The organism is Chryseobacterium gwangjuense, assembly GCF_021311115.1.
GTDB lineage: Bacteria > Bacteroidota > Bacteroidia > Flavobacteriales > Weeksellaceae > Chryseobacterium > Chryseobacterium gwangjuense.
Genome location: NZ_JAJTNP010000005.1, coordinates 111,226 through 137,665, shown reverse-complemented (window position 1 = coordinate 137,665; position 26,440 = coordinate 111,226). Strand labels below are relative to the sequence as shown.

24 protein-coding genes are annotated in these 26,440 nt (G+C 34.6%); 12 read left to right on the top strand and 12 right to left on the bottom strand.

The annotated features are described in order from the left end of the window. Window positions 1–2: 2 nt before the first annotated feature. Together lptC and LV842_RS11200 are read right to left on the bottom strand one after the other, a co-directional pair. Window positions 3–593 carry an LPS export ABC transporter periplasmic protein LptC gene (gene lptC, locus LV842_RS11205; RefSeq protein ID WP_233111547.1) on the bottom strand — a complete coding sequence of 197 codons (591 nt, stop codon included), beginning with the start codon at window positions 591–593 and terminating at the stop codon, window positions 3–5. 3 nt (window positions 594–596) lie between these two features. Further along, on the bottom strand, window positions 597–1,919 hold the full coding sequence (locus LV842_RS11200; protein ID WP_233111546.1) for a hypothetical protein: 1,323 nt from the start codon (window positions 1,917–1,919) through the stop codon (window positions 597–599). Between the two features lie 235 nt (window positions 1,920–2,154). On the opposite strand from LV842_RS11200, the gene LV842_RS11195 reads away from it, so the two are divergent. The 6 genes from LV842_RS11195 (at window position 2,155) to LV842_RS11170 (ending at window position 9,847) form a co-directional block, all read left to right on the top strand. Continuing rightward, on the top strand, window positions 2,155–3,273 hold the full coding sequence (locus tag LV842_RS11195; protein WP_233111545.1) for a DNA polymerase III subunit: 1,119 nt from the start codon (window positions 2,155–2,157) through the stop codon (window positions 3,271–3,273). A 171-nt stretch (window positions 3,274–3,444) separates the two neighbouring features. After that, the gene (locus LV842_RS11190; RefSeq protein WP_233111544.1) at window positions 3,445–4,656 is read left to right on the top strand and encodes a tail fiber domain-containing protein; all 1,212 of its coding nucleotides are present in this window, start codon (window positions 3,445–3,447) and stop codon (window positions 4,654–4,656) included. Window positions 4,657–4,972: 316 nt separating this feature from the next. Beyond that, window positions 4,973–5,599: a TetR/AcrR family transcriptional regulator gene (locus tag LV842_RS11185; RefSeq protein ID WP_233111543.1), complete on the top strand. Its 627-nt coding sequence runs from the start codon at window positions 4,973–4,975 to the stop codon at window positions 5,597–5,599. Then, window positions 5,583–6,896 (top strand): TolC family protein, encoded by a 1,314-nt coding sequence (locus tag LV842_RS11180; RefSeq protein WP_233111542.1) that lies wholly within the window; start codon window positions 5,583–5,585, stop codon window positions 6,894–6,896. The genes LV842_RS11185 and LV842_RS11180 overlap by 17 nt, the downstream gene beginning before the upstream one ends. 18 nt (window positions 6,897–6,914) lie before the next feature. Continuing rightward, window positions 6,915–8,018 (top strand): HlyD family secretion protein, encoded by a 1,104-nt coding sequence (locus tag LV842_RS11175; protein WP_233111541.1) that lies wholly within the window; start codon window positions 6,915–6,917, stop codon window positions 8,016–8,018. 254 nt (window positions 8,019–8,272) lie between these two features. Continuing rightward, window positions 8,273–9,847: a DHA2 family efflux MFS transporter permease subunit gene (locus tag LV842_RS11170; RefSeq protein ID WP_233111540.1), complete on the top strand. Its 1,575-nt coding sequence runs from the start codon at window positions 8,273–8,275 to the stop codon at window positions 9,845–9,847. A gap of 87 nt (window positions 9,848–9,934) precedes the next feature. Here LV842_RS11170 and LV842_RS11165 read toward each other — a convergent pair whose 3' ends face one another. Next, on the bottom strand, window positions 9,935–10,549 hold the full coding sequence (locus LV842_RS11165) for a hypothetical protein (protein WP_233111539.1): 615 nt from the start codon (window positions 10,547–10,549) through the stop codon (window positions 9,935–9,937). A 132-nt stretch (window positions 10,550–10,681) separates the two neighbouring features. Here LV842_RS11165 and LV842_RS11160 point away from each other — a divergent pair, with 132 nt between their 5' ends. Next, on the top strand, window positions 10,682–11,581 hold the full coding sequence (locus LV842_RS11160) for an EamA family transporter (protein WP_233111538.1): 900 nt from the start codon (window positions 10,682–10,684) through the stop codon (window positions 11,579–11,581). 90 nt (window positions 11,582–11,671) lie between these two features. Here the strand turns inward: LV842_RS11160 and LV842_RS11155 are convergent, their stop codons facing one another. Continuing rightward, complete coding sequence (locus tag LV842_RS11155) at window positions 11,672–12,688, bottom strand: TQO small subunit DoxD (protein ID WP_233111537.1); 1,017 nt, start codon at window positions 12,686–12,688, stop codon at window positions 11,672–11,674. 50 nt (window positions 12,689–12,738) lie between these two features. Next, window positions 12,739–13,116, bottom strand: a complete 378-nt coding sequence (locus LV842_RS11150; RefSeq protein ID WP_233111536.1) for a hypothetical protein — start codon at window positions 13,114–13,116, stop codon at window positions 12,739–12,741. Window positions 13,117–13,246: 130 nt separating this feature from the next. Here LV842_RS11150 and LV842_RS11145 point away from each other — a divergent pair, with 130 nt between their 5' ends. Next, a complete protein-coding gene (locus LV842_RS11145; protein WP_233111535.1) occupies window positions 13,247–13,801 on the top strand; it encodes a DNA-3-methyladenine glycosylase I in 555 nt (184 codons plus the stop codon). 68 nt (window positions 13,802–13,869) lie between these two features. Here LV842_RS11145 and LV842_RS11140 read toward each other — a convergent pair whose 3' ends face one another. From LV842_RS11140 to LV842_RS11130, 3 genes are all read right to left on the bottom strand, one after another. Beyond that, a complete protein-coding gene (locus LV842_RS11140) occupies window positions 13,870–14,379 on the bottom strand; it encodes a hypothetical protein (protein ID WP_233111534.1) in 510 nt (169 codons plus the stop codon). An 89-nt stretch (window positions 14,380–14,468) separates the two neighbouring features. Then, window positions 14,469–16,055, bottom strand: a complete 1,587-nt coding sequence (locus LV842_RS11135; RefSeq protein WP_233111533.1) for a patatin-like phospholipase family protein — start codon at window positions 16,053–16,055, stop codon at window positions 14,469–14,471. 108 nt (window positions 16,056–16,163) lie between these two features. Next, window positions 16,164–17,063, bottom strand: a complete 900-nt coding sequence (locus tag LV842_RS11130) for a magnesium transporter CorA family protein (RefSeq protein WP_233111532.1) — start codon at window positions 17,061–17,063, stop codon at window positions 16,164–16,166. Between the two features lie 72 nt (window positions 17,064–17,135). Here LV842_RS11130 and LV842_RS11125 point away from each other — a divergent pair, with 72 nt between their 5' ends. Further along, on the top strand, window positions 17,136–18,158 hold the full coding sequence (locus LV842_RS11125; RefSeq protein WP_233111531.1) for a 3-oxoacyl-ACP synthase III family protein: 1,023 nt from the start codon (window positions 17,136–17,138) through the stop codon (window positions 18,156–18,158). Between the two features lie 64 nt (window positions 18,159–18,222). Here the strand turns inward: LV842_RS11125 and LV842_RS11120 are convergent, their stop codons facing one another. Together LV842_RS11120 and LV842_RS11115 are read right to left on the bottom strand one after the other, a co-directional pair. Beyond that, entirely contained in the window at window positions 18,223–19,383 is a 1,161-nt protein-coding gene (locus tag LV842_RS11120; protein ID WP_233111530.1) for a thioredoxin family protein, read from the bottom strand. 178 nt (window positions 19,384–19,561) lie between these two features. Beyond that, entirely contained in the window at window positions 19,562–19,780 is a 219-nt protein-coding gene (locus LV842_RS11115; protein WP_233111529.1) for a hypothetical protein, read from the bottom strand. Between the two features lie 83 nt (window positions 19,781–19,863). Here LV842_RS11115 and LV842_RS11110 point away from each other — a divergent pair, with 83 nt between their 5' ends. Continuing rightward, window positions 19,864–20,142: a hypothetical protein gene (locus LV842_RS11110; protein ID WP_233111528.1), complete on the top strand. Its 279-nt coding sequence runs from the start codon at window positions 19,864–19,866 to the stop codon at window positions 20,140–20,142. A gap of 230 nt (window positions 20,143–20,372) precedes the next feature. On the opposite strand, the gene pruA is transcribed toward LV842_RS11110, so the two are convergent. Together pruA and LV842_RS11100 are read right to left on the bottom strand one after the other, a co-directional pair. Next, window positions 20,373–21,998 (bottom strand): L-glutamate gamma-semialdehyde dehydrogenase, encoded by a 1,626-nt coding sequence (pruA, locus tag LV842_RS11105; RefSeq protein WP_233111527.1) that lies wholly within the window; start codon window positions 21,996–21,998, stop codon window positions 20,373–20,375. A 204-nt stretch (window positions 21,999–22,202) separates the two neighbouring features. Beyond that, window positions 22,203–22,643 (bottom strand): DUF6526 family protein, encoded by a 441-nt coding sequence (locus LV842_RS11100; protein ID WP_317207298.1) that lies wholly within the window; start codon window positions 22,641–22,643, stop codon window positions 22,203–22,205. Between the two features lie 153 nt (window positions 22,644–22,796). Here LV842_RS11100 and LV842_RS11095 point away from each other — a divergent pair, with 153 nt between their 5' ends. Then, window positions 22,797–24,566: an aminopeptidase P family protein gene (locus LV842_RS11095; protein WP_233111526.1), complete on the top strand. Its 1,770-nt coding sequence runs from the start codon at window positions 22,797–22,799 to the stop codon at window positions 24,564–24,566. A 299-nt stretch (window positions 24,567–24,865) separates the two neighbouring features. Further along, on the top strand, window positions 24,866–26,251 hold the full coding sequence (mnmE, locus tag LV842_RS11090; protein ID WP_233111525.1) for a tRNA uridine-5-carboxymethylaminomethyl(34) synthesis GTPase MnmE: 1,386 nt from the start codon (window positions 24,866–24,868) through the stop codon (window positions 26,249–26,251). Window positions 26,252–26,440 lie beyond the last annotated feature (189 nt).

Here is a 26,440-nt window from a genome sequence, read left to right as displayed (position 1 = left end):
AATTACTTTTGGTTTTCGGATAGTTTTTTAGAATTGATATCTCCTGAACTCTTGAAGAAAGTATATTCTGAGAAATCATCTTTAGCGGTCATTCCATTGGCTCCAATTAAAGTAGAACCATCTTCCATCGTCACAAAAACAGTATCGCGGGTGTAAATTCTATTCTTTTTCTGATCCCAATAAATACTTTGCATAGCAAATCTCTGACCTTCATTGGTCGTGATTCTTACATTACCTTTGGCTTCGTAGAATTTTTTATATTCAAAAATACGGGCGTATTTTGCAGTAATTTTTCCCGGTGTTTTAGGCTTTTTTTTGTCGAAAAACTCAATGTTTATTCCTTTTCTGGCCACGATGTAAGGACTGTCTATCAATTCGTATTTTTCGATGATAGGAGCCTTTGCTTTCAGAGTTACAAATCCTGAGTCTCTTTGTATGATGTTGGCATTATTGATGATTTGTGAAGGGAAATTTTTGTTTTTACTATTATTTCCTTTTGTAAGGTCTTCTTCACAAGAAGTCATAATAAAAAATATAGCACAACTAAGAAGATATGCTATATTTTTAAAATTTATTTTTGAAGTCAAACTCATTTTTTAGTTGTACAATGATTTTCTAAACCATTTATCTGCAAAATTAAAGCCTACTTTTAAATTGATGTAGTTCTGATTGATCAGGTTATCTTTAAGTGTTCCTCTTTTTCCTAATTCTACACCTAGTTCAAGACCACTCATTCTTGTAATACTGCTGTTTTTGAAAGGAAGCAATACTCCTGCTGAAATACCAAATTTATTGATGCTGTTACCGTTTTTATCAAGTTCAGCATTTCCGTTTATAGAAAGATTTCCTTTTTCATAGAACGCTCCATATCTGTAGACCACTCTTGAAAAATAATTTCTGAAGTTATTATAATTTGGCAAATACCATCCCCCTACAGAAACTCGATAAGAATCCTGAAACTGTTTTGGTTGCCCGAAAAATAAAATATCTTCTCCTTTTTTATAATCAACCTGTGCAGAAGCAAACCACTGATTTTCGCTTCCATATCCTACCCCCAATGAAGCTTGTAAAGGTAAAAGGTTTTTAGAACTTGCCTGCTTCTCTTCAATAATACTTTCGTAACTTTTGGTTTCCATAGAAGCATCTGTATAAAAATAAGTACTATTTTTATAAGAAGTAGTCATGTTACTGGTATTTCCAAAAGTCGCAGTAGCACCAATTGTTAACTTCTTATCTGTACTTGTATTCAAATGCTGATAGTTTGCACCTAAAGTGAAATTGAAGTTTTTGATTTTGGTTGTTGTTTCGTAGCCATTAAATAACTCAGCATTGGAAGAAGAAAATTCGTCCAAATCAGAAAGGTTTCCGAAATAATAGTTTGCTCTTAAACCTAATGAAAATTCCTCAGCTACTTTATAAGCTAAAGCAATCTGTGCAGTATTTAAAGAACCACTCCCTTTGAAATGATTGACGTGATAGATATCTGTATTTGTAATTTCGTCTTTTAAAGTCTTGGTATACACGATGTCATAATTTTTCGAGCTGTACGGCTGATATGACAATCCCATTTTTACTTTAGAAGACAAAGGAAATGCTAAAGAGATATTAGACAGATACGTAGAATGCTTAGTAGACTTTGTACTGTTGTAATCAGTTTTAAAATAATTGTTTTCGTTCGTCGCTTCAAGTTTGATGCTTGTAAGCCCAAAATTGGCGTTATTCGCAGGGTTTGCAAAATTGAAGCTGCTGGTGAAATCACTTATATAAGCTGTTGATATACCTCCCATAGAGGCAGTTTCAATCGTATTATCATATTTTACATCTCCAATTCCATAAGTTGCATAAGGTGAGTTACCTAGATTTTGCGCATTTAAGAAATATCCAACTGATATGAATGATAGTACAAAGATTTTTTTCATTCTATATTTTTAAAACAATGCGCAAATATCTTAAATATTAATGAATTGTAAAAATTATAAGAGGTTAAAGTTTGTTAAGGGCGATGACTAGCGTTGATTAGATGAATTGTAAGTTGGTAATTCACTTTATAGTCAATTATTAAAACTATTTAATAGAATAAAATTGTCAATTGGTTTTTGGTTTTTTTTAAATATCATAATGATATTCTTGAAACTAAATTTTTATCTTTGAGCCATGAATTGGGAGAACATTGCCGGACAAGGAAATCTGAAAAAACTTCTTAGAGACAGTATCGCTGAAAACAGAGTAAGCCACGCCCAACTTTTCGTAGGAAAAGAAGGATATGGTACGTTGCCAATGGTTTTAGCCTATGCAAAAGAAGTTTTGAGCCGGGAAAATGAACACGCTGCTTCAAAAGTAGAGCACCTGAATCATTTGGATTTACATTTTAGCTTCCCTGTTTTTACGGATAATAAAAACTCTTTAAGTAAAAATAAATTTGAAGAATTCCGTGAAATGATTCTTAATTCCCCTTATTCAAATTATGATGATTGGGCAGCTTTTTTAGAGTCTGAAAATAAACAGTTATTTATCTCTGCAGATGAAGTAGATGACCAGAACCAAAAATTTTCATTAAAAAGTTTTGAAGGGGGAACAAAAATTCTGATTGTCTGGAGAGCAGATAAAATGAACGTTGCCGCTTCCAATAAGTTTTTGAAGTTTTTAGAAGAACCACCTGCGAAGACGATTATTTTACTGACTGCGGAATCTTCCAACGATATTCTTCCCACCATTCTTTCAAGAACGCAGATTGTAGAAGTTCCGAGAATTAATGATGAAGATATTGAAGCCTATTTGAAAAAGAATTTTAAGGTTTCTGATGAAAAAATAAAGGAAATTGTTCATGAAGCTCAGGGAGATTTGAACGATGCCCTTAAACTGTTAGAATCCGAAAATAAAAATGTAGAATTTGAGAAACTCTTTGTGCAATGGGTTCGTGATGCTTTCATGGTAAAAAAGAAACCTGAATTTTTAAAAAGTATCATTATCTGGGCAAGAGAAATTGCAGGCTGGAATCGTGAGAAACAAAAGAATTTCTTGAATTATTGTTCAGAGATTTTCAGATTGGCTTTGCTTCAGAATTATCAATCGGAAGAGTTGGTGTATAAAAAAATTGATGCAAATGGGTTCAACTGGACTGGGTTTTCAAAATTCATCAGTGGAGCTAATATTGAAAGTATTTTGGAAGAAATCAATATGGCTGATTTACATCTTACTAGAAACGGAAATCCTAAAATTGTCTGGACAGATCTGGGCATAAAATTATCAAGGTATATTCATAAGAATTCATAAAATTAAAATCAGAAAACATCAAAGTAATTTGATGTTTTCTGATTTTAAACAGTTATCTTCAAAAGATAACCAGTTATTAGAATACTAATTGCACTTACTTTTTTTTGGTCGTAAATAATTGACCAGCATAATATCTTGTAAAGTATTAACTGAACTTTAAAACAATTTATTATGAAAAACATCAAAACTTCTTTGTCTTTATTATTCTTGTTAGGAATGACAATCTCCGTTTCTTCACAAAGTGTCTGGACCGGAACTACTGTTCCAACGACAACTTCCGGGAATGTAGGAATTGCAAATACTACACCCGCAGCAAGGTTGGATATTGTTGGCTCTTCATCTGTTTCTTCTTTAAAAATAAAACAATCCTACAATACATTGGGAGGCAGTGTGGCAAACATCTCTGAAATTTATACTCAAGCCGCAAATATTTTTCCCACACCACCTCCTATTTTAGTAAACTGGTTAAGTACAGGTGGCGTTTTTGGGCTTCGATCCTTATCTAATACGGCTAACGAAAGTAGAATGATGTATAGTGATAATGCAGGTAATGTAAAATCATCGGGCATTACCGTTTATTCAAGTCCTACTTTTGGAGATGGAACAATTATTAATTCCGTTCAGGGAATTGCTTATTTACATTTTTTGGATAATGGAACCGGAACCAATAATGGAGGGGTGATGCTAATGGCTAATGATTTTGAACTGTTCGTTAATAACAAATTGCAGGCCTTCAATACAATAACAGCTCCTTCATTCTTTCAGACATCCGATAAGAGGCTGAAGGAAAATATTGCACCTTTAGAAATGCCTTTTTCAAAATTATCTAATATTAAGTCTTATTCTTATACCTTCAAAGATCGAGAAGGAGAGGGTGGAAAAAGCGATGGGAGAACACATTTTGGATTTATTGCACAAGATGTGGAAAAAGAATTTCCGAATTTAGTAAATATTGATAAAAAGGGAAATTACTCTCTTAATTACGTTGAATTTATTCCATTATTATTGAATGAGATAAAAGATCAGAAGAACGAAATTAATGAACTGAAAGCCAAAATGGAAAGCCTTGAAACCAAAATGGATGCAATACTGGAAGGTAGAAAACCAACCGATAAAGAAGTATCTGTATCCAATGTTTCTTTAGAACAAAATGTTCCCAACCCTTTCAATCAGGAAGCAGTGATTAAATTTAATGCAAAAGGGAATAATGCATTTATTGGTATTTATGATCTTAGTGGGAGACAAGTGGAAAAACTCCCTATTAAGAAAGGTGAAAAGCAAGTGGTCGTTTCTGCACGTAGATTAACTCCTGGGACTTACCTTTATAACCTTGTTGTTGACGGGAAGATGCTGGATTCTAAAAAAATGATTGTTACTAATTAATTTTAACGATTTAAACTTAAATAAAACACTTCGGCAATTTGTCGGAGTGTTTTTATATTATGATTTCATAACATTAGTTTTTCATGTTTAATTTTAGAAATTCATGTTTTAATGAAGGACTTTAGTGAAAAAATATATTTATTTCGTTGATAAAATAAAAAATCTATAATATTTATTAATTTTTTGAATAAAGGATAATTGTTTTACTATCAATTGATTAAATAACTAAATATTAAAAATAAATTAAAAAATCAATCAATCGTTTGATTTATGGTAAATCGATTGTATATTTGCACTCTGAAAAAAGAACACAGAAATGTTATCAAAAGAAGAAAATATATTATACGCTGCTGAAAAACTATTTGCAGAGCTGGGTTTTGAAGGTACATCTACCCGCGAGATTGCAAAAGCAGCCAATGTAAATATCTCTATGATTTCCTATTATTTCGGTTCGAAAGAAAAGCTTTATGAAAAGTTGGTTGAATACAGGATGAATGAAGGGCAATTCTTTTCAAAGGATATTCTTGAAAGAACCGATATCAACGAATGGGAAAAAATAGAGAAAATTGTAGACCAGTTTTCTGGCAGAGTGAGACATCATAAATGTTTCTATAGAATCATGCAGAGAGAACAGCTTCACACGAAAAATCCTCAAATCGTTGAGTTTTTGAAGCAAACGAAAATGGGATTCATTGCCATGTATTCCAAAATTCTGGAAAGCGGATTAGAAAAAGGAATTTTCACGAAAAACCCACCTATTTATCTTTTACACGCTACGGTAAGCGGAACTTTATTCTATGCTTCCAACGCAAAAGAAATGTATAAAGAATTCCTGAATGATACTGAAGAAGATGAGGTTTTTGACGAAAAATATTATACAGAACTTAATAAACATATTAAATATTTACTAAAAGACCTTTTAGGTTATGAAGAAAATAAATAACTCAGTCCTTGCATTAGCTTTATTCGTAGGGATTGCAAACGCAAATGCTCAGGAGAAAAAAACACTCACGCTTGATGAAGCTGTTCAGCTGGGAATCCAGAACAGTAAAAACCTGAAAATCGACGCAGCTAAGATTGAAGAAGCTACGGCAGATCTTTTAGAAGCAAAAAACAGACAATTACCGGAACTGAAAATTTCTGGTAGCTATATGTATCTTCCTATGAAACCGAATGTGAATATAAAACTTCCGGGAGTTTCGGCAGAAGGAGGTCCTGAAGTACATCAGGTGGCTTATGGATCAGCTAATCTTAGTGTTCCGATCTACAGCGGAGGAAGAATTAAATACGGAATTGAATCTGCAAAATATTTAGTAGAAGCATCAAAATTAACGACAGAAAACGATAAAACTGCAATTGCTTATAATGTTGCTCAGGCGTATAATAATTTGTTTAAAGCCAATCAGTCGATCAAAGTGCTAGAAGAAAACCTTACCGCTTCTCAAAAAAGAGACGAAACTTTTCTTAAGCTTGAAAACAATGGAGTGATTGCCAGAAACGATCGTTTAAAAGCAAACCTTCAGACTTCAAATATCGAATTGCAATTGTTGGAAGCAAAAAATAACTACAATATTGCAAACATCAACATGGATTTGTTATTAGGTCTCCCGGAAACTACAGAAATTGAAGTGGATGAAAACTATATTGAAGAAGGAGAAACCGTAAAACCTGTGGATTTTTATGTAAATGAGGCCAAAGAAAATCGTAAAGATCTTCAGGCTTTAGGCAAACAAAGACAGGCTGCAGCATTAGGAACTAAATCTGCAAAAGCGGAAAATCTTCCTTCAATTGCATTTACGGGAGGTTACGTTGCAGCAGATATTCCTAAATTCTTAACCATTTATAACGCGGTAAATGTTGGAGTAGGAATCTCTTACAACTTATCAAATCTTTGGAAAGAAAATTCAGCGTTAAAACAGTCGCAAGCACGAGAAATGCAATTGTCAGCAACCAACGAATTGCTGAATGACAATATAAAGCTTGATGTAAACAGAGAATATCAGAATACAGATTATTCTAAAAAGAGAATCGCAGTTTTTGAAAAATCTGCAGAACAGGCTAACGAAAACTACAGAATCACAAAAAATAAATATGACAACGGTCTTGCTACGATGACTGAATTATTGGATGCAGATGCAGCTCAGATTGCAGCAAATGTTGGAGTAATTAATGCAAAGGCAGACGCAGCGTTGGCATACAGAAAACTATTACAAACTACAGGAACTTTAACAATTAAATAATTAAGAACGATACCAACAATGGAAAATAATACTACACAAACGACTGAACCTAAAAAGAAAAAAAGTTTAGTTTTCCCGATAATTTTGGCAGTTGTTTTAATCGGTGGAGGAATCTACGGTTACAAAACTTATTCTTACGGACAAGTTCATGAAGAAACGGATGATGCTCAAATTGCTTCAAATTTAGCACCTGTAATTTCTAAAATCTCAGGATATGTAACTGAAGTTAAAGTAAAAGATAATCAGTTCGTAAAGAAAGGAGATACTTTGGTGGTTTTGGATAACAGAGACCAAAAAATGGCTCTTGAGCAGGCTCAGGCAGCTTTGACAACGGCAAAAAGCAATATTTCAAATGCAGAAGCTACCACTACGGCAACTTCTAAAAATATCAATACTTCAGAAGCAGCGGTAACGACTGCAAATGCACAAATTGAAGCTGCAAAAGTAAACGTTTGGAAAACCTCTCAGGACTTGAAAAGATATTCTGTGTTGGTAAAAGACCATTCCATTACCGAGCAACAATATGAGCAGGCTTTAGCAGCAAAACAATCTGCTGACAGACAACTACAGGTTTTGGTTGATCAAAGAAACCAAATCGCTCAGCAAACGAATGTAGCCTCTTCACAAACGGCAGCAAGCTCTCAGCAAATCAGTGTTGCGGGTTCTGTAGCTAAACAAAGAGAAGTGGATGTAGAAAATGCAAAATTAAATTTATCATATACTGTAATTCTTGCTTCTGAAGACGGATACGTTGGAAAAGTTCCTATTCAGGTAGGTCAGTATTTACAGGCTGGTTCTCAGTTGTTTGCATTGGTTAAAAATGATCAGAAATGGGTAGTGGCCAACTTCAAAGAAACTCAGGTTGATAAAATGGTTGAAGGACAAAAAGTAAAAATCGAGATTGATGCTTTTCCTGACAGAGAATTTGAAGGAGTGGTAAGTTCATTCTCTCCTGCAACCGGTGCAACTTTCTCAATTCTGCCTCCGGATAACGCAAGTGGTAACTTCGTAAAAGTGGTGCAGAGACTTCCTGTAAAAATTGATTTTGTAAATCTTGATAAAGACATTGCAAAAAGATTAAGAACAGGGATGAATGTAAAAGCGGAAGTTTCCCTTAAATAATAAAAAAATAAGTGAATTGTCAATTTTGTAGGAGCAAGTCAATGGTGAATGCTGTAGAATTGAAGAAGAAAATTGAAGATGAAGTTGATGCCGGTTTGCAGATGAAAATCAATGATGAAAGATAATGAAGTTGTAAGATTGACCATGAAATTGATATCGGTTTGGAGAAAAAATCAATGATGAACTGGAGATGAAGTCGTACAATTGACAACGGAGTTGATTGATTATTGACAATTCACTTTTATATAAAAACTATGCAAGATTCATTAGTAGAATATGGGGCCCGAAGAGTAATCATTACGATTACGGCCATTCTTTGTGCACTGCTTGAAATAGTGGACTCCACGATTGTAAATGTTGCCTTGAATGAGATGAAGGGTAATCTTGGAGCCACACTTTCTGAAGTCGGCTGGGTAATTACAGCCTATGCTATCGGTAACGTAATTATTGTGCCGATGACGAGCTGGCTTTCGCAGCAGTTCGGTCGAAGAAATTATTTCGCTGCTTCCATTGTCATATTTACCATATTTTCATTCTTATGCGGAAATGCAACAAATATTTGGGAACTGGTATTTTTCAGATTGATGCAGGGAATCGGAGGGGGAGCTCTCTTGGTAACTTCTCAAACCATCATTACGGAGTCTTATCCGCTTGAAAAAAGAAGTATGGCTCAGGCGATTTATGGATTAGGAGTAATTATTGGACCTACTTTAGGACCACCTTTAGGAGGATATATCGTTGATAATTTCAGCTGGCCGTATATTTTCTATATCAATATTCCTATCGGGATTGCGGCGACCCTAATGACCCTTCAGTTTGTGAAAAGTCCGAAATATGCTGAAAAACGTAAAGTTTCGGATGTAGACTGGCTGGGAATTGCTCTGTTGGCAGTTACCGTAGGTTCATTACAGTTCATTTTGGAAAGAGGTCATGAAGAAGACTGGTTTGCAAGCGGAATGATTGTAACATTTACAATATCGGCAGTATTAGGATTTATCTTATTCCTCTGGAGGGAGCTTACTTTCAAATATCCGATTGTAGAATTAAGAGTTTTGAAAAACAGTAATCTGAGGATCGGAACCGTGATGTCGTTTGTACTAGGATTTGGTTTGTATGGCTCTACATTTATTGTACCGTTATATACACAGAGTATTCTGGGTTGGACGGCACTGCAATCGGGAGCTTTGATGATTCCGGCGGCATTGACAACGGCTTTCATGATGCCGATTATTGGTAGATTACTTTCAAAAGGTGCCAAACAACAGATTCTAGTTTCCTTAGGATTATTCATATTCTTTGTTTATAGTTTCTGGGGATATAAAATCCTTACACCCGATACAAGTAAAGATGCCTTCTTCTGGATGCTGATTGTAAGAGGAGCCGGTCTAGGATTATTATTTATCCCGATCACTTCATTGTCATTGAGTACATTAAAAGGTCAGGAAATCGGTCAGGGAGCAGCTTTTACCGGGATGATGAGACAGTTGGGAGGTTCTTTCGGGATTGCAGCAATTACCACATTTATTGCCAACGCCAGTCAGAAATACAGAGTGAATCTGATTACTCATTTAGACTCAACAGATTTCGACGTTCAACAAAGATTAAATGGTTTAAAAGCAAGTTTTGTAGCCAAAGGAATGACACCCGATGCAGCCATGAATGCCGCTTACAAAGTGCTTGATCTATCGGTGACGAAGCAGGCAACGGTATTATCTTATATGGATGTTTTCCTTTATTTAGGGGTGATATTCTTAATCTGTATTCCGTTTATTCTTTTCATTAAAGAAAGAAAAAGTAAAGAAAAAATAGACTTGAGTGGTGTACACTAAATTTTATATAGATTAATACAGAAACCTCCGGAACTTCCGGAGGTTTTTTGTTGAATTGATAAAGTTCTAATCTTAGTAGTACTAAAATTATTTTTGTTTTATATAAACATCATTTAAATAGGTGTATCCATTTTTGTTTGGCTCATCAATATATCTTTTACATATGATAGAATCATTGGTTATTTTTACAAAATTAAAATGTATTTTTTTTACCCTTTGTAATTCTTTATTGTTAGCTCTTAATTGTTCAGCTTGGTCTATAGGAATACAACATTTAAGATAATCATTAGCATCATAATCTAAAATAATTGAATTGAAATTTCGATTTGGAACTTTATCAATTTGAATTTTCCATTTACCTTTACTTTTACTTCCGTCTGAAAGATTAGTGAAAATAAAAGTTCCATCTTCCATGAATTCTTTTATTTGTTTTTTCTCAAAATCATTCATGTACGCTGTTGCAGAATCTGATAACTTGCTTAAATCATATGTTGGATCACTTTCTTTAATTAGCTTTTTGGTAAAATCATCTACTTTTTGATAGATCTTCAACGAATCAATTTTTTTGGAAAAATCTGGAGAATAAGAATCTTGCAAAATCCATTTCCCTATCAGTTTGTCTTTAGAGTAATTTTTATAAACAGTAAAACTGGAAAGAATAAGGAATAAGAAAAGAGACAAAATAAAACATTTATTTTTCATAGGAGAGTTTTTGTACAACTAAGTTCAAATATACAAAAGTATTAAAGCAAAGATGGAATAAGAAATTTATTGAAGGTCACAATTATCTTTATCTTTGCCTCACTTTAAAATCAATAAAAAACCAAATTTCACTTGAAGAATCTGAAATATTATTTAGCCGCCATTTTTGCTTTTGCTACGTGGGGAACATTTAGTTTGGTGCTGAGACCGCTGCATGCTTATCCTTCGTTGGATATTTTGTTTTACAGGGTTTTTAGTTGTGCAGCTATTATGACTTTGGTGACGGTGCTTTTCAGAAGATCAAAACTGAAAGACAATGTAAAATATTTTAGAAGCCTTGATAAGAAGAACAAACAGAAAATACTAGGTTTAAATATCCTGAGCAGCATTCTCCTCACCGGAAACTGGTTTTCTTTTATTTATGTAATGAATCACATTAGTGTAAGAGCCACTTCAGTTGCCTATCTCGTTTGCCCGATTATTACAACGATTCTTGCGTTTTTTATTTTGCGCGAAAAACTTACCAAACTGCAATGGTTATCTGTTTTTTTGAGCGGAGTAGGATGTGTTTTGTTGTCTTATTCCAATCTTTTAGATATGTTGTACAGCAGTCTGATTGGTTCTACTTATGCTTGTTACCTGATTATTCAAAGTGCTAATTCAAAATTTGACAAATTCTTGATTCTGAATTTCCATATGATTCTGGCGGCTCTGATTTTATTGCCATTTTTCCCTTCGTCTTCGGGACCGGTTCCTACCGAGTTCAAATTCTATTTATATATTGGAATCATTGCGATGATGTACACAATTGTTCCGCTGCTTTTGAATTTGTATGCGATGTCCGGAATTGCATCCTCAAAAGTAGGAATGATTCTCAATATCAATCCTATTATTGCGTTTATTCTGGCAGGAGCTGTTTACCATGAAGCACTCGGAGGATTACAGATTGTAGCCTATTCAATTATATTCCTGGCGGTTATTGTTTTTAACTCAAAAGAAATTTTCAGATTGAAAAAGGAAGCGATGGTTTAGAAAATAATACCTTTTGCTCTTTAACTAAAATAAAAAACCAAAGCAAGAATAGTTCTGCTTTGGTTTATTTTTGACCTTTTAGAATGGATTTTAATTGATTTTAGCTTTCCATTCAATTCCACTAATGTCAATCAGCTTTAAAGAATACATCTCTTCTTTACGGCTAAGCAGGTCATTGATGTTAATTGTTATATCTGCTTTTGATCCTAAAGGAATAATCAAACTATGTTTTCCGGGTTTTACTTTAGCAACATAATGATTTTGAATATTTTCCTTTGGAAATTCCGAAAGTTCCTTAAGGTTGAGCTCTTTTAAAACATTTCCTTGCTGATCTAAAATATGAATTCCGATGAGAAACGATCCGTAGACATCAACGCCTTCTGTTCGATACACTTGAAACTGTATATTAGATTTTTGCAATGAAACGTTACTGATTTCCAGTTTTGGCTTTACAGATTTGTTGTGCAGCGTTCCCCAAACTCCACCATGAAAATACTGATTGGTAAAAAGAGTTAATCCAAAAATAATGACAGAACCGATTAAAACAAAAGGTTTGAGATTAGAAAACGGAAGAACACCCGAATTGAACCATTTAAACCATTTTGTATAAGTAAAACGGAAGTTGTTTTTCAGGAAATACTGATCGGCAGAATAAAAGCTGCTTCCAGTCAGGAAAAGAGTAAATCCGCCTGCAATTCCTAAAATTCCTATTTGCCATTCGTCGAGGCAGGTTGTCCCGATCCAGCCGGAACCCAATAAAATTCCCATCGCAAGACCAAAAACACCGATGCTCATAAGCCGGGTAAACAATCCTAACATCAGCAATAAACCCACCACTGCTTCAATAAGCGTAAAAGCGATCATGGAATTTTGTAACATATCAGGATGAGTGACCAGATATTCAATAATAGGCTTAATACCTAAAGCATTAGGAAGAAAATGATTGAATTTTTCCCCGATATAGCCTGCTTCGTCAGGAATTAATTTGTTTTCAAGGACAAGTCTGCGCCAGAAAGCTGAAAAGTAGGTCCAGCCAATAACAAGGCGGATTGATAAGGTAAATAAACCAGCCATATCATACGACTGATTTCTTGTAGTATTGTTCATTAAAGTATATTTGTTTAAATAATTTGATTAAAAATGATTTGAGAGTACTCTTAAATCAGGTCTAATTTCAATCGCTTAAACAAAATGTATTTCGGTGGACTGTTTCCGGTGGTGGTTTTCGAATAGTTTGAAGGGATCTTTTCCTCTCTCGTTTTTTTTAAATACAGATTCAGACTAAAAGAAACATCTATTTTTTTTGCTTTTAGATCTGCTTTGAAAACTGAAGCGGTAGAGGAGTTTTGGAAAGAAGTATCACAGTTGGAGGTAGAGGTAACCGTTGTTTTTACCTTATTCAAGGTCTCGATATACTGAATATCAAAAATATTAAGCACATCTCTTTTGACACTGCATGGCGACAATGAAAATGTTAAAAGCAACAGGATAATAGTTGCTTTATAAAAACGGGTATGTGCTTTAAGGAAAGACATTCTTACAAAACTAATGTTTTATTTTATGCTATTATCGGTTTTGAAATAAATTTAAGCTGAAATGTCCTCCTGACAAACAGTTGTCACTACTTACAATTATCTTTACATGGTAAAATGTAATCAAACTGAAATGAGTTATTGTTTAGCGATCGACGGAATGCAGCCGGAAAGCCGGAGAGAACTTCATAAAAATTACCACGATCATCATTATGGGTTCCCTATTCATGATGATAATGAACTGTTTGGAAGACTGATTATGGAAATTAATCAGGCCGGATTGAGCTGGGAAACGATTTTGAAAAAAGAAGAAAGCTTCAGAAATGCATACGACAATTTTGAAATTGAAAGAGTGGCAAATTATACAGAAGCGGATCGTGAAAGACTTTTGAACGATCCCGGAATTATCAGAAATAAATTGAAAGTAAATGCTGCCATAGAAAATGCTAAAACTATTCTGGAACTTCAAAAAGAATTCGGTTCATTTGAAAAATGGTTAGAGCAACATCATCCGAAAACATTACAGGAATGGATGAAGCTTTTCAAAAAAACATTCAAGTTTACAGGAGGAGAAATTGTCAATGAATTTCTCATGAGCATTGGGTATCTGAAAGGAGCTCATCACGAAACTTGTGCTGTTTATAAAGAAATCTTGAAACAAGATCCAAAGTGGAAGATTGGATCATAATTTCAGAAAATAGAGATGAAATCATAAAATTTACGCCGGCGGATTCTCCGCCGGCGCAATGCGTAAAATTATTTTAAACTTCTTACGGATACATCAGGTTTTTCACCTTGTGGAACAATGAAAATAGCATTATCATTGATAGAATCACCCGAATCAAAATAATAGCTTCCGGTAACAGGAATGGTATTGTTGGTGAATTTTCCGGATTTATCATAGGCAGAATAAGTAACATTAATCATCTGTGCTTTCATTTTCAACTGAATCTTTTTTGAAGTCAGTTTTGCTCCGGTAGCATTAATACAGTCGAGTTCTACAATTCCAATATTACTTACGATTTGAGGAAATGCAGAAAGTCTGATATTGTAAGACTTTTCCGAATTGTTTTTTACCGTTGCGGAGACTTTGTAGCGGTCAAAAGGTTTTCCGCCCACTTCTATGCTTTCTTTATTCAGGATATTAAAAACAACGCTCATCCCGTTGAGGTCGATAGATTGTCCGTCGGATATTTTTTGAGCATTAACATGATTTCCAAATCCTAAAATGAAGAATAGGACCAGAGAAAGAAATGAGTTTTTCATAGTTTGATGTTTGGTGTGATTAAATTTAAGAAAAGTGCTTGGAATTTGGAATAAAAAGTTCAAAAATGATATTTAAGATAACTTTTTAATTACCCCACAGTCGGGGTATCTTCCTCTTTCAAAATCTTCTTTTCTTTCATAGACAACATCATTCTTTCATATTTGTATTTTTCCCAATCAAACTGAGTAAGAAAGTCCAGAGCAGCTTGGAAACCGCGATTGAAAAGTTCTTCTTTTTCCTCTTTTTTCATAAAGAAATTGAGCCAGTTGCTTGTTCCACAATTGACCGTCTGAATACTGAAAAGATGGTAGAAAGTATGTTTAGTGAGAAAAGTTTTATCATTAAAACCTTTCAGAGTACTGATGATATTTCCGGCATATGAAAACGGTGACTTCAGAATCTGCTCGCTGGTTTTTCCTTTTTCGGAAGCGATATCAGAATCACTGGTCAGTTGTACTCCAAATAAAGGCAGCCTCGGATAAAAAACATCTGTCGCATGGAAGAGATCGATAGGGAAGTTGGAAATACTTCCACCGTCAATGAAAATTCCTACCGGGTAAATATTCTCCTGTGTGGTATTCATCCAGAATTTCCATGCGTATTTTACAGAATCATCATCTTTATCAATACGTTTTTGCATAGGCTCAAAGAAGAAAGGAACGGACATCGATGCCCGTACAAACTCAGCGGGACTGATGTGTTTCAGTTCTTCCTCAGACCAATAAAGATTGGCCATAGTTGGAAGCTCCACTTTTATTTTAGCGTTAATATCTGTAGTAACAATTACATATTCTGATTTTAATTGATAGAACGGATTGTTTTTATAATAATCATTGTTTACGGCTCCCTCGTAGAATATTTTATATCGGGTAGCATCAATATGCTCCAAATTGTTTTCCTTTATTTTCTCAATACTCTGCAAAGCTTTATGGTAATATTCCTGTCCGTTTCCGTAGCGATAATTGAGGTTAAGCTTATCTTCTTTTTGAATGAATTTCTTATTAAGTTCTGCTACGGTCTTTATTCCAAAACCATTCAGAACTTCTTTCATTTGGTCTAAAAAAGCATTTCCCGGATTGAAACCACTATTTTGCTTTTTAAAGTCATTATAAAATTTTTTAAAGCAAATTAAGGCAATAAGTATAGGAATTAAAGGGATGAGGAAGAATAATTTCGCTCGTAAAGTAGTTTCTGATGGGGTAGCAAAAGGAATAATCACAAGAATAAGCATGAGAACGACGGCAAGAATTACATTAATTTTAATAAAATTCTTATTATTCAGCATGGCATGAATGGTAGTTTTCACATACGGTTTTCCATCCATGAAATCTGCAAAATTCCAGTTGAAAAGAATGTCTTTGATGACTTCACTTTTTGCTTCCTCTTTAGTTTTACAAGCTGCAATAAGCATCGTATTAATAGCTCCTGCACTTGTTCCTGCAATTTTCAGAAACCGGACTCCGAAAATTTCAAGACCATAAAGATAACCTACCAGTGCACTTCCCCAAACTCCGCCTCCTTCCTGTACAAATTCGACATATTGATTACCTCGTGCATCCAAAAGATCAGAAAACTCTTTGTTAGAAATCTTATCATACAAGCTGGCAAGTTTTTCTTTGGAATCTTCGGAAAGAATATCTTCTTCGAGAATGTTGTTTAAAGTTTCAGGTTTCATGGCTTGATTTGGTTTTTTATGAAACTGTCATCTATTCGTTTTACTATTCAAAGCTAATTATATTTAAAATAGATAAACCTAGTGTTTTCACTATATTTTACAGGAAAATTACCATTGTTTTCTTCGGGCATAAATAAAAGTACAGATCACAACTACAGCCATTACTCCTAATGTGATATAGTATCCGTATTTATGGCGAAGTTCGGGCATATTGTCGAAATTCATTCCATATAAACCGGCAATAAAAGTAATCGGTAAAAAATAAACAGAATATATAGCCAAAACTTTCATGACCTGATTGGCTTTCTGGTCAGAAAGGGCCAAAAACATAGAGATAAGGTTGGTAATCTGAATATTCAAATGATCAAAATCAGCGACAACATCCTTATGTTTATCTTTTAAATCCACCACTTCAGAATCCTGTAAGTTGAGCAGTTTAAACTTATCAATGGCATCAGTGGAGATTGAAAGAACTCTGGAATTAAGTCCCGATTTTCTTTTCAATTTGTATAACCTCCGGATTTGATTGGTGTGGTTGGTGTTTTTAAGGAAAATTTCGTTTTCAATATTGTCCATGGTTTCCATTAAGCTTACCGACTCATCATCAAAACTTTTCATGATAAGCAAGGTAATCATTAAAGCTATTTTTTCTGAATTCACCTGGTCTTGCGTGGAAGAAAGTTGTTTTTTGGTCTGAACAATACTCTTGGTTTTCATTCTGTGAACCGTAATGATGGTATTGTTAATCAGAAAAATCCCAATTTTGGTACTGATATCACTTATGGTGTTGAGGTTTTTCCTTTCCAGCTCTGTACTTTCACGTAGGAGAAAAAACTTTACGTTTCCGTCTTCCTCATATTTAGGTAAATGGTTAGGATCCAGAGTGTCTTCCAAAAGCAGATTATTAATCTCATATCTCTCATGAAGAAATTTTAAATCTTCTTCCGTAGGAGCTTCTACATCTACCCATTCGCATAGGGAATCTCTGTATATGGTGTTAATTGGCATAAGTAAAAATACTAATATTTTGAAATAGTATGTATTAAATAAATTTTATCTTTACCAAAATTAAAAAACTATATGATTAAAAGTACAATAAAAGGAATTGGATTTCATGTTCCGGACAACGTTGTTACAAATGATGATCTAGCAAAATTAATGACTACCAATGATGAATGGATCACGGAAAGAACTGGTATCAAAGAAAGAAGACACCGAAAAAACAGAAATGATGCTCAGGAAACTACTGCTTACTTAGGTTTTAAGGCATCAGAAAAAGCTATTAAAAATGCTGGTTTAACAGCTCAGGATATCGACTATATTATTTTTGCGACGCTTTCTCCGGATTATTATTTTCCGGGATGCGGGGTTTTATTGCAGGATATGTTAGGTTGCGATACTATCGGAGCGCTGGATGTGAGAAATCAATGTTCAGGTTTTGTATATGCAATGAGTGTTGCCAATGCTTTTATTAAATCAAATACTTATAAAAATATCTTGGTGGTAGGAGCAGAAATTCATTCTTTCGGATTAGATTTTTCTGATGAAGGAAGAGGAGTTTCTGTAATTTTTGGTGATGGGGCAGGAGCGATTGTACTTTCTGCGACCGAAGATGAAAATGCAGGAGATATTTTAGCAGTCAATATGCATTCTGAAGGGAAATATGCCGATGAATTGTGTACTCAGTTTCCGGGGTCTAAATACGGATGGAGTGACAGAATGAGAAAAGAGCCGGAAAATGTTACCGATAAAGAAGTCTATCCGATTATGAATGGAAATTTCGTGTTTAAACATGCGGTAACAAGATTCCCGGAAACGATGAAGGAAGCGTTGGATAAAGCAGGAAAAACAATAGATGATCTGGATATGTTTATTCCGCATCAGGCGAATTTGAGAATTGCCCAGTTTGTTCAGCAGAAATTTGGATTACCGGACGAAAAAATTCATAATAACATCCAGAAATATGGTAATACAACAGCAGCATCTATTCCGATTGCTTTAAGTGAAGCCATAGAAGAAGGAAAGATTAAAAGAGGCGATTTGGTACTTCTTTCAGCTTTCGGTAGCGGATTTACTTGGGGAAGTGTTTTGTTTGAATATTAATGACAACATATCAATAAAAAAAGCCGAAGATATTCTTCGGCTTTTTCGTTTATTATTTCTTATACTAAAGAGTTTTTAACAACTTTTCAGTATCTGCAGAATCCTGTCCTGTGCTTTTTGCCAACTGAATTGATTTTTCAGCCCACAATTTAGCGTTCTTTTTATCACCTACTTTATTGTAAAGGTTTGCTAAAGTATCTGTGTTAGCAAAGTTTTCATTTTTCTTTACAGATTCCTGAGCCCAAGCTAATGCTTTTTCCAAAGAAGATTTGTTGCTTACGTTTTCAAAGAAATTCCAAGCGATAGAATTCAATTCTTCTGAAGATATTGCTGAAGTATCTTTGTAAAGTTCCATCGTCAGTTTTTCATACGCTGTGAAATTTTTATCTCTCAAAGCTCTTGAAGCCTGTGCTTTTTTCAGAATTTTTTCAGCTTCATCTTTCGATAAGAATTTTTGAGCCTCAGTCAGGAAATAATTATCATTCCAAGTTTTAGTATCCTTGTTATATGACTTTTTGAAAAGCGTACTTACTTTGATGTTTTTATCAATCGCATCATATTGCTCAGCCGGAATAACTTTTGTTATTTCTGCTTTTTTAGATTGGAAAATTTTGTACAATGGGCTGTCTGCTGACTGAGCTCCGGAAAGAAGCATTTGTACATCATCTTTGTCAAAAGCTGATTTAGCAGCAAAATAACGATCTAAAACTCTTCCTGCAAATTCAGCATCATTATAAATCGTAAGACCTGCAAGATTTTTCAAAAATTCAGGATCTTTTTCTCCATTTTCGAATTTTTGTTTCAATGCTGTTAATCTTTTATTTGGATCTCCCGCATCTTTTGCAAACTGAATGAAGTCATTTTCTTCTACATATCCTAACGTTCTGTGTACAACTTCTCCGTTCCCGTCTACGAAAAGATAAGTTGGGAAAGCTTTTACATTGTATTTCTTAGCCAATTCAATTCCTTCCCCTTTTTCCATATCGATCTTTGTATTCACGAAATGACCGTTATAATAATCTCCAACAGATTGAAGAGGGAAGATGTTTTTTACCATTAGTTTACAAGGTCCGCACCAAGAAGCATAGGCATCTATAAATACAAGTTTATTTTCTTTTTTAGCCTTAGCTAAAACCGCTGCGAAATTACTGTCTTCAAATTTAATTCCCTGAGCAAATGCTAATGCTCCGATAAACAGGGAAGATAATATTGCTAATTTTTTCATTTAATTTTTTTTGACCGCTACAAATGTAATAATTAAGAGCATTAAATTATTTGATTATTTAAAAAAATATTGTAAAGTATTTATAGAAAGGGGATTAAAAAGGTAAAAGAACAAGAAAATCCGTAAAAATATTACGGATCTTTGATGTATGACTTCCAATTTTGGGTATCAGGAGGTTTTATTTCTTTGGAGAAGTAAGATTGTCTTTAGAAACTTTGGTTGAGTCTGCCGGAGTTATTTGAGAAGGTTCAGAATTCATTACAGCGCTGTCACCCATAGAGTTTCTGATAGAATCTTTATTGTGAGCTTCTTTAAATTCTTCTCTGTTTTCTTTTTTGTCTGCGCAGCTTCCTAAAAAGACTAAGCCTAAAACAACAATGATCCATAGTTTTTTCATATAAATTGCTTTTAATGTTTACTCAAATATAATAAATAAAAGTCAAGATTTTTATAGGAAAGTGAATTTTGAAAAATGATTAAATGGATAAAAATAATAACAAAACTTCCGCACAACTAAGTTATGTGGAAGTTTTCTTGTTGAAGATTGTACTTTATCTCGTTGCAGGTGGCATTGCGGTAGAGTCAATCTTTACGGTATCAACTTTTGTAGGGGATACAGGGGCTTTACTTTGTACAGATGCTGAATCTGAACTTTTGCTTTGCATAGACGACTCTTTGGTTCCACAACTCACGACAAATACTCCTAAACCTAAGGTTAGTAACAAAAACTTTTTCATAAATATTTATTTTTTGGTGTAGTTGGGAAAATTCAATTACTATTCCGAATGAGTTTTGTAAAATATTAAATATCAATAAAATAGATTAAATTTTGTTAAAAGAGAATAGATAGTCCTTATTTACCCCTTTATTTGAATGTTCAATATTTTATGATTATTCTTTCTATTTATAAAAAAAGCCCCGAAACCGAAATTCCGAGGCTGTATTTATCAACGAGCAACCATTATTCATTGCCCATTACTTATTGCTTATTACCCTAAGTATGGATATTTATAATCTTTAGGAGAAACAAAAGTTTCTTTGATAGATCTTACTGAAGTCCATCTTAATAAGTTCATTTTAGAACCAGCTTTGTCATTAGTTCCTGAAGCTCTACCACCACCGAAAGGCTGCTGACCAACAACTGCACCGGTTGGTTTGTCATTGATGTAGAAGTTTCCAGATGCATTTTCCAACGCTTTGAACGCCTGGTTTACAGCATAACGATCTTGTGCAAATACAGAACCTGTTAATGAATATGGAGAAGAAGAATCTACCAATTGTAAAGTTTCAGCCCATTTTGCATCTTCGTAAACGTAAACAGATAAGATAGGTCCAAAGATTTCTTCAACCATACTTTCGTACTGAGGATTTGTCGTTTCGATTACTGTTGGGTGTACAAACCATCCTTTAGAATCATCACAAGTTCCACCAATAATTACGTTGGCTTCGCTTGAAGAGTTTGCTCTGTCGATATATCCTTTACATTTTTCGAAAGAATTTTTGTCGATGACAGCATTTACGAAGTTTGAAGGATCTTCAGGAGAACCGATTTTAATAGAAGCCACCTGAGTTTCCATTACTTTTTTCACATCAGCCCAAAGAGACTGAGGAATATAAGCTCTTGAAGCCGCAGAACATTTCTGTCCCTGATATTCGAAAGCTCCTCTTACCAAAGCAGTAGCAACAGCTTCTACGTTGGCAGACGGGTGAGCGATAACGAAATCTTTTCCACCTGTTTCACCAACGATTCTCGGGTATGTTCTGTAATTATGAATATTATCACCGATCATTTTCCACATTCCCTGGAATACTTTTGTAGAACCAGTAAAGTGAAGACCTGCAAAATCTCTGTGTGCCAAAACTTTCTCAGCAGTTTCTTTTCCGTCTGTAAAGATCATGTTGATCACTCCTTTTGGAAGACCTGCTTCTGTCAAAACATCCATGATTACTTTAGCAGAGTAGATTTGCTTATCAGAAGGTTTCCAAACCACTACGTTTCCAAGCATTGCCATACAAGTTGGTAAGTTTCCGGAAATCGCTGTAAAGTTGAACGGAGTTACTGCAAAGCAGAAACCTTCCAATGGTCTGTATTCGACACGGTTCCAGATTCCTGCGTCAGAAACGGGTTGTTCAGAATACATTTCCGTCATAAATTCTACGTTGAATCTCAAGAAATCAATGAATTCACAAGCTGCGTCAATTTCAGCCTGATGAACATTTTTAGATTGCCCGATCATGGTAGCAGCATTGATTACATCTCTGTATGGTCCTGCTAAAAGATCAGCAGCTTTTAAGAAAATGGCAGCACGGTGTTCCCAACCTAGCTCGTTCCATTCTTTTTTTGCAGCCAATGCAGCGTTGATGGCATCATCTACATGTTGCATTGTTCCTCTGTGGTAAAAACCGAAATCATGAGCATGATCCTGAGGAGACTGAAGCTGAACTTTATCATCAGTTTTTACTTCTTTCCCATCAATAACCATTGGGATTTCTACTTTTTCAGCCCACATTTTCTTGTATTGAGCGATAAGGCTTTTTACTTCAGGAGTTCCCGGTGCATAAGAATTTACCGGTTCGTTTACTGCAAATGGTACTTGCGAAATTGCTTTAGACATATTACGTTGTATTATTTTTTAATTTGCGAATGATACAAATTTACAACATTTAATCCTGACAAAAAATTGATAGAGACTATTTACATCTTTTCATTTTCTAATATTTTGAGAACCAGTTTTTCTTACTGGATTAGGTAGGGTTTGTCACGATTTTCTTCTAACTTTTTCTGTCTATCAAGATATTTTTTATTACACATTATCCAACTAAATTCTATGAAGGTCGGCTCGCCAGTTTTTGATCGATTTTTTGATTTCATCACCCGAAATATTTTCATGAATAGCTCTGTACAGCAATTCTTTAAACTCATCGTCATAGGTAAATCTCAATGCTGCAATTTGATCAAATGTTAATTTTCCTTCAATGTCATCGGATCTTCTTCCGAAAATTTCAAAATAGCGCTGTTTAAACTCAAGTCGGATTAATCGGTTCTGGAGCCCCAAAGCATAATGCTGCCTTAGCATAAAGGCCAAATAGAAAAGCAGGAAAATAACAATTGAAAATAATATCCAGGCAAGTTGATTAGGTTGATCATTAAAAATCTTATAAACTCCCAAAATCTCTAACAGAATGAGAATAGGTAAGTAAACAAAATGATGGGGAGTATAAAATTTTTTATGGTTTTTATAATTCTGTGTTTTCATCATGTGAATATACTAAGAATCTTACCAAAAAAGTGAAAATTAAATACTCATTTTGAATGAATGATTTACTTGCGATAATATCCCATAAATTGGCTTCGAAATTTAATCATGAAACTCTAAAAATTCGTAACTTCCCGTCTTTAAAAAATTATCAAAATGACTTCAAAGGAAAAAGTAGCTGCGCTTCGTGAAGAGATGCAGAAAAATAATGTTGATGCATTTATAGTATATTCTGCGGATCCGCATATGAGTGAATATTTGCCTGAAGAATGGCAGGAGAGAGCTTGGTTGTCAGGATTTTTAGGTTCTGCAGGTTTTGTAGTAGTGACAAAAGATAAAGCAGGGCTTTGGACAGACGGAAGATATTTCACTCAAGCAGCTATTGAATTGGAAGGTTCAGGAATCGATCTTTTCAAAGACGGAATGGAAGGAACTCCTAATTATATCGACTGGATTATTTCTGAAATTCCGGCAAACGGAAAAGTAGCAGTAAATGCAGTAGCTACAGCTCATGCGAATTGGGAGCTTTTAACTCAAAAATTAAATTCAAAAAATATAACACTGGTTGACAGTCCTCTTTTAAAGCAAATCTGGGTTGACAGAGGAACACCATCAAAAAATCCGATTTTTGTACATCCTGTAAAATGGGCCGGAAAATCAGTTACCGATAAAATTGCAGCCATCCGTCAGAAAATGGAAGAGCAGGAAGCCACCGTTCACATTATTGCAAGTTTGGATGATGTTGCTTGGACATTGAATCTAAGAGGAAGCGATGTAGAAAGCAATCCTGTATTTTTAGGATATGTTATCATTACTAAAAACGATGCAATGTTGTTTACCGGTCTGGAAAAACTGGAAGTTGAAGCAAGAAAGCAAATGGATGAGTCTTTCGTTAAAATGATGCCTTACGAAGAATTTTACAATCATTTAAGTGTGTTCAAAAACGAAAAAGTCTTGGTTTCCCCAAACAGCAACCAATCTATTTATGAAGCTTTAAAATCTGATAACCAATTCATCAAAGCTCCGGTTCCCGGAAATTTAATGAAAGCTCAGAAAAACGAAACGGAGCTGGAAGGTTTCAGAACAGTGATGGTGAGAGACGGAGTTGCTATGGTGAAATTCTTGTATTGGTTAACTCATAATGCAGGAAAAGAAGCAATGAACGAATACTCGATCGGTGAAAAGCTGAGAGGTTTCCGTGCAGAAGGTGAAAATTTCGTAGGAGAAAGTTTCGGAAGTATCGTTGGATATAAAGATAATGGTGCTATTATGCATTATTCTGCAAAGAGTAAAGGAAGCAAGGAAGTTACCAATGATGCAAGTATTTTGGTAGATTCAGGAGGTCAGTATTTGGAAGGTACGACCGATATTACCAGAACGTTTGCTTTAGGTACGGTTTCAGAGGAATTTAAAAGAAATTCTACCTTGGTTTTACAAGGAATGATCCGTTTATCAATGGTGAAATTCCCGAAAGGAACGAAAGGAGTTCACCTGGATGCTATTGCAAGACTGCCATTGTGGATGGAAGGGAAAGATTTCAATCACGGAACAGGTCACGGTGTCGGAAGCTTCATGAATGTGCATGAAGGTCCACAGAATATTAGAAAAGATATGAATCCACAGGACCTTTTAGTAGGAATGGTGTGTTCAAACGAACCTGGTTACTATCTTGAAGGAGATTACGGAATCCGTCACGAGAATTTAATTGCCGTAAAAGAAGCTGAAAAAACGATTCACGGAACATTCTATGAGTTTGAAACGTTAACGTTCTGTCCGTTCTTTAAAGATACGGTTGTAAAAGAAATCCTTTCAGAAAGTGAAATAGCTTGGCTGAATAAGTATCATAAAACATGTGAAGAGAAGATCGCTCCGTATTTGGATGGAGAAGTTAAAGGCTGGTTCTTGGAATTAGTAAGTCCTCTTTAATGAGATAAAATAAAGTATAAAAGCTCTGTAAGTTACATTACAGGGCTTTTTTATTTAATTTAAAATTATTTTACTTTTTTCTCCAATTTGTGAAAAAAAATATTATCTTTGTGTAACAAAAAAGCACAAATCACACCTTTCATATACATTAGTAAATTCAAAAGCAGTAAAATCATCTCGTTTCGGGGTGATTTTTATGTTTGAGAAAGCTCATCCCTGATATTTTTAAACAGAGCAGAAAATCACGACAATAGATAAACGGTATAGTTGTTTGCAATTAAAAAACGTAAATTTGCAGCATGAATAACGATACCATTTGTGCGTTGGCTACAGCCAATGGAGTAGGAGCTTTAGGCATTATCAGAGTTTCGGGGAACGATGCTTTATCCGTCGTTCAAAAATCTTTTCCTGCAAAAAGGTTAGAGAAGCAAAAATCTCATACCATTCATTACGGCTATTTTGTAGATGGGGAAGAGGCGATCGATGAAGTGATGCTTTCGATTTTTCTGGCTCCGAAAAGTTTTACGACGGAAAATTCTGTAGAAATAGCTTTTCACGGTTCACCGCACATTGGAAAACGTATTCTTGAAACCTTGATTAAGAACGGGGCGAGAATGGCCAAAGCGGGAGAATTTACCCTTCGTGCTTTTATTAATGGGAGAATTGACCTTTCTCAGGCTGAAGCGATTGCAGATGTCATCGCTTCTGAGAATGAAGCTTCCAGAAAAGTAGCCATTAATCAGCTGAAGGGAGGAATCACCAATGAAATCTCTTTTTTAAGAACAGATTTGCTGAATTTTGTTTCGTTAATTGAACTAGAGCTTGATTTTGCAGAGGAAGATGTGGAGTTTGCCGACCGATCAGCGTTGGTACAGCTGTTGAATAAAATTGAACTGAAATTAAATTCATTGATTGAAAGTTTCCAATACGGAAATGCTATCAAAAACGGAACAGCCGTAGCCATCATCGGAAAACCGAATGCCGGAAAATCCACATTGCTGAATGCGTTATTGAAAGAAGAAAGAGCGATTGTAAGTAATATTGCAGGAACAACCAGAGATACCATTGAAGAAGTTTTACATATTAAAGGTCATGCATTCCGATTGATCGACACAGCCGGACTTCGTGAAACAATGGATGAAATTGAAGCGATTGGAGTAAAGAAAGCCAAAGAGAAAGTAGAAAACGCCAATATTCTTGTGTACTTGGCAGATGCAGGAACTGAAGATTTTTCTGAAGATATCGAAATGATAGAATCTTTGTTGAGAGAAGATTTAAAACTGATTATCTGTGCTACAAAAATTGATGAGGTTTCTCCGTCAGCTTACGAAAAGGCAGAAGATCTTTTCAGAAACAAAATCTCTCACGATTTCGATTTTATTACCATTTCTGCGGTAGAAAACCAGAATATTCAGGATCTTAAAAATGAGTTGTCTTCCTACGTAGAGCAATTAAAAGCATCTGAAAATAATGTTGTGATTACCAACCAGCGTCACTTCGAAGCTTTACAAAAATCCTTAGATGCTGTACATAAAGTAAAAGAAGCAATTTCTTTCCAGATTTCAACGGAATTATTGGCGTATGAACTGAGAAACGCATTGGAACATCTTGGCGAAATCTCAGGTGAAGTAACTAATGATGAGGTGTTGGGGAATATTTTCTCGAAGTTTTGTATCGGTAAGTAAAATTTGTAAATTTCTGATAAATAACTAGTTATGTTTTTAAGCGTTATTTTTATAACATATTGATTTAATGTGACTTGTTTGATTTTTACGTTTCTAAGGTTGTAATTAAGCTGGAGCATAGCACCCTTTTTTATTGGAAAGTATAATTGACACACTAAAGTTACTTTAAATATAGCAGAACATTTTTCT

Bases quoted from the DNA above. Each gene is read 5' to 3' on its own strand.
- lptC (WP_233111547.1), bottom strand. From the start codon at position 593: ATGAGTTTGACTTCAAAAATAAATTTTAAAAATATAGCATATCTTCTT.
- LV842_RS11200 (WP_233111546.1), bottom strand. From the start codon at position 1,919: ATGAAAAAAATCTTTGTACTATCATTCATATCAGTTGGATATTTCTTA.
- LV842_RS11195 (WP_233111545.1), top strand. From the start codon at position 2,155: ATGAATTGGGAGAACATTGCCGGACAAGGAAATCTGAAAAAACTTCTT.
- LV842_RS11190 (WP_233111544.1), top strand. From the start codon at position 3,445: ATGAAAAACATCAAAACTTCTTTGTCTTTATTATTCTTGTTAGGAATG.
- LV842_RS11185 (WP_233111543.1), top strand. From the start codon at position 4,973: ATGTTATCAAAAGAAGAAAATATATTATACGCTGCTGAAAAACTATTT.
- LV842_RS11180 (WP_233111542.1), top strand. From the start codon at position 5,583: ATGAAGAAAATAAATAACTCAGTCCTTGCATTAGCTTTATTCGTAGGG.
- LV842_RS11175 (WP_233111541.1), top strand. From the start codon at position 6,915: ATGGAAAATAATACTACACAAACGACTGAACCTAAAAAGAAAAAAAGT.
- LV842_RS11170 (WP_233111540.1), top strand. From the start codon at position 8,273: ATGCAAGATTCATTAGTAGAATATGGGGCCCGAAGAGTAATCATTACG.
- LV842_RS11165 (WP_233111539.1), bottom strand. From the start codon at position 10,549: ATGAAAAATAAATGTTTTATTTTGTCTCTTTTCTTATTCCTTATTCTT.
- LV842_RS11155 (WP_233111537.1), bottom strand. From the start codon at position 12,688: ATGAACAATACTACAAGAAATCAGTCGTATGATATGGCTGGTTTATTT.
- LV842_RS11150 (WP_233111536.1), bottom strand. From the start codon at position 13,116: ATGTCTTTCCTTAAAGCACATACCCGTTTTTATAAAGCAACTATTATC.
- LV842_RS11145 (WP_233111535.1), top strand. From the start codon at position 13,247: ATGAGTTATTGTTTAGCGATCGACGGAATGCAGCCGGAAAGCCGGAGA.
- LV842_RS11140 (WP_233111534.1), bottom strand. From the start codon at position 14,379: ATGAAAAACTCATTTCTTTCTCTGGTCCTATTCTTCATTTTAGGATTT.
- LV842_RS11135 (WP_233111533.1), bottom strand. From the start codon at position 16,055: ATGAAACCTGAAACTTTAAACAACATTCTCGAAGAAGATATTCTTTCC.
- LV842_RS11130 (WP_233111532.1), bottom strand. From the start codon at position 17,063: ATGCCAATTAACACCATATACAGAGATTCCCTATGCGAATGGGTAGAT.
- LV842_RS11125 (WP_233111531.1), top strand. From the start codon at position 17,136: ATGATTAAAAGTACAATAAAAGGAATTGGATTTCATGTTCCGGACAAC.
- LV842_RS11120 (WP_233111530.1), bottom strand. From the start codon at position 19,383: ATGAAAAAATTAGCAATATTATCTTCCCTGTTTATCGGAGCATTAGCA.
- LV842_RS11115 (WP_233111529.1), bottom strand. From the start codon at position 19,780: ATGAAAAAACTATGGATCATTGTTGTTTTAGGCTTAGTCTTTTTAGGA.
- LV842_RS11110 (WP_233111528.1), top strand. From the start codon at position 19,864: ATGGATAAAAATAATAACAAAACTTCCGCACAACTAAGTTATGTGGAA.
- pruA (WP_233111527.1), bottom strand. From the start codon at position 21,998: ATGTCTAAAGCAATTTCGCAAGTACCATTTGCAGTAAACGAACCGGTA.
- LV842_RS11100 (WP_317207298.1), bottom strand. From the start codon at position 22,643: ATGATGAAAACACAGAATTATAAAAACCATAAAAAATTTTATACTCCC.
- LV842_RS11095 (WP_233111526.1), top strand. From the start codon at position 22,797: ATGACTTCAAAGGAAAAAGTAGCTGCGCTTCGTGAAGAGATGCAGAAA.
- mnmE (WP_233111525.1), top strand. From the start codon at position 24,866: ATGAATAACGATACCATTTGTGCGTTGGCTACAGCCAATGGAGTAGGA.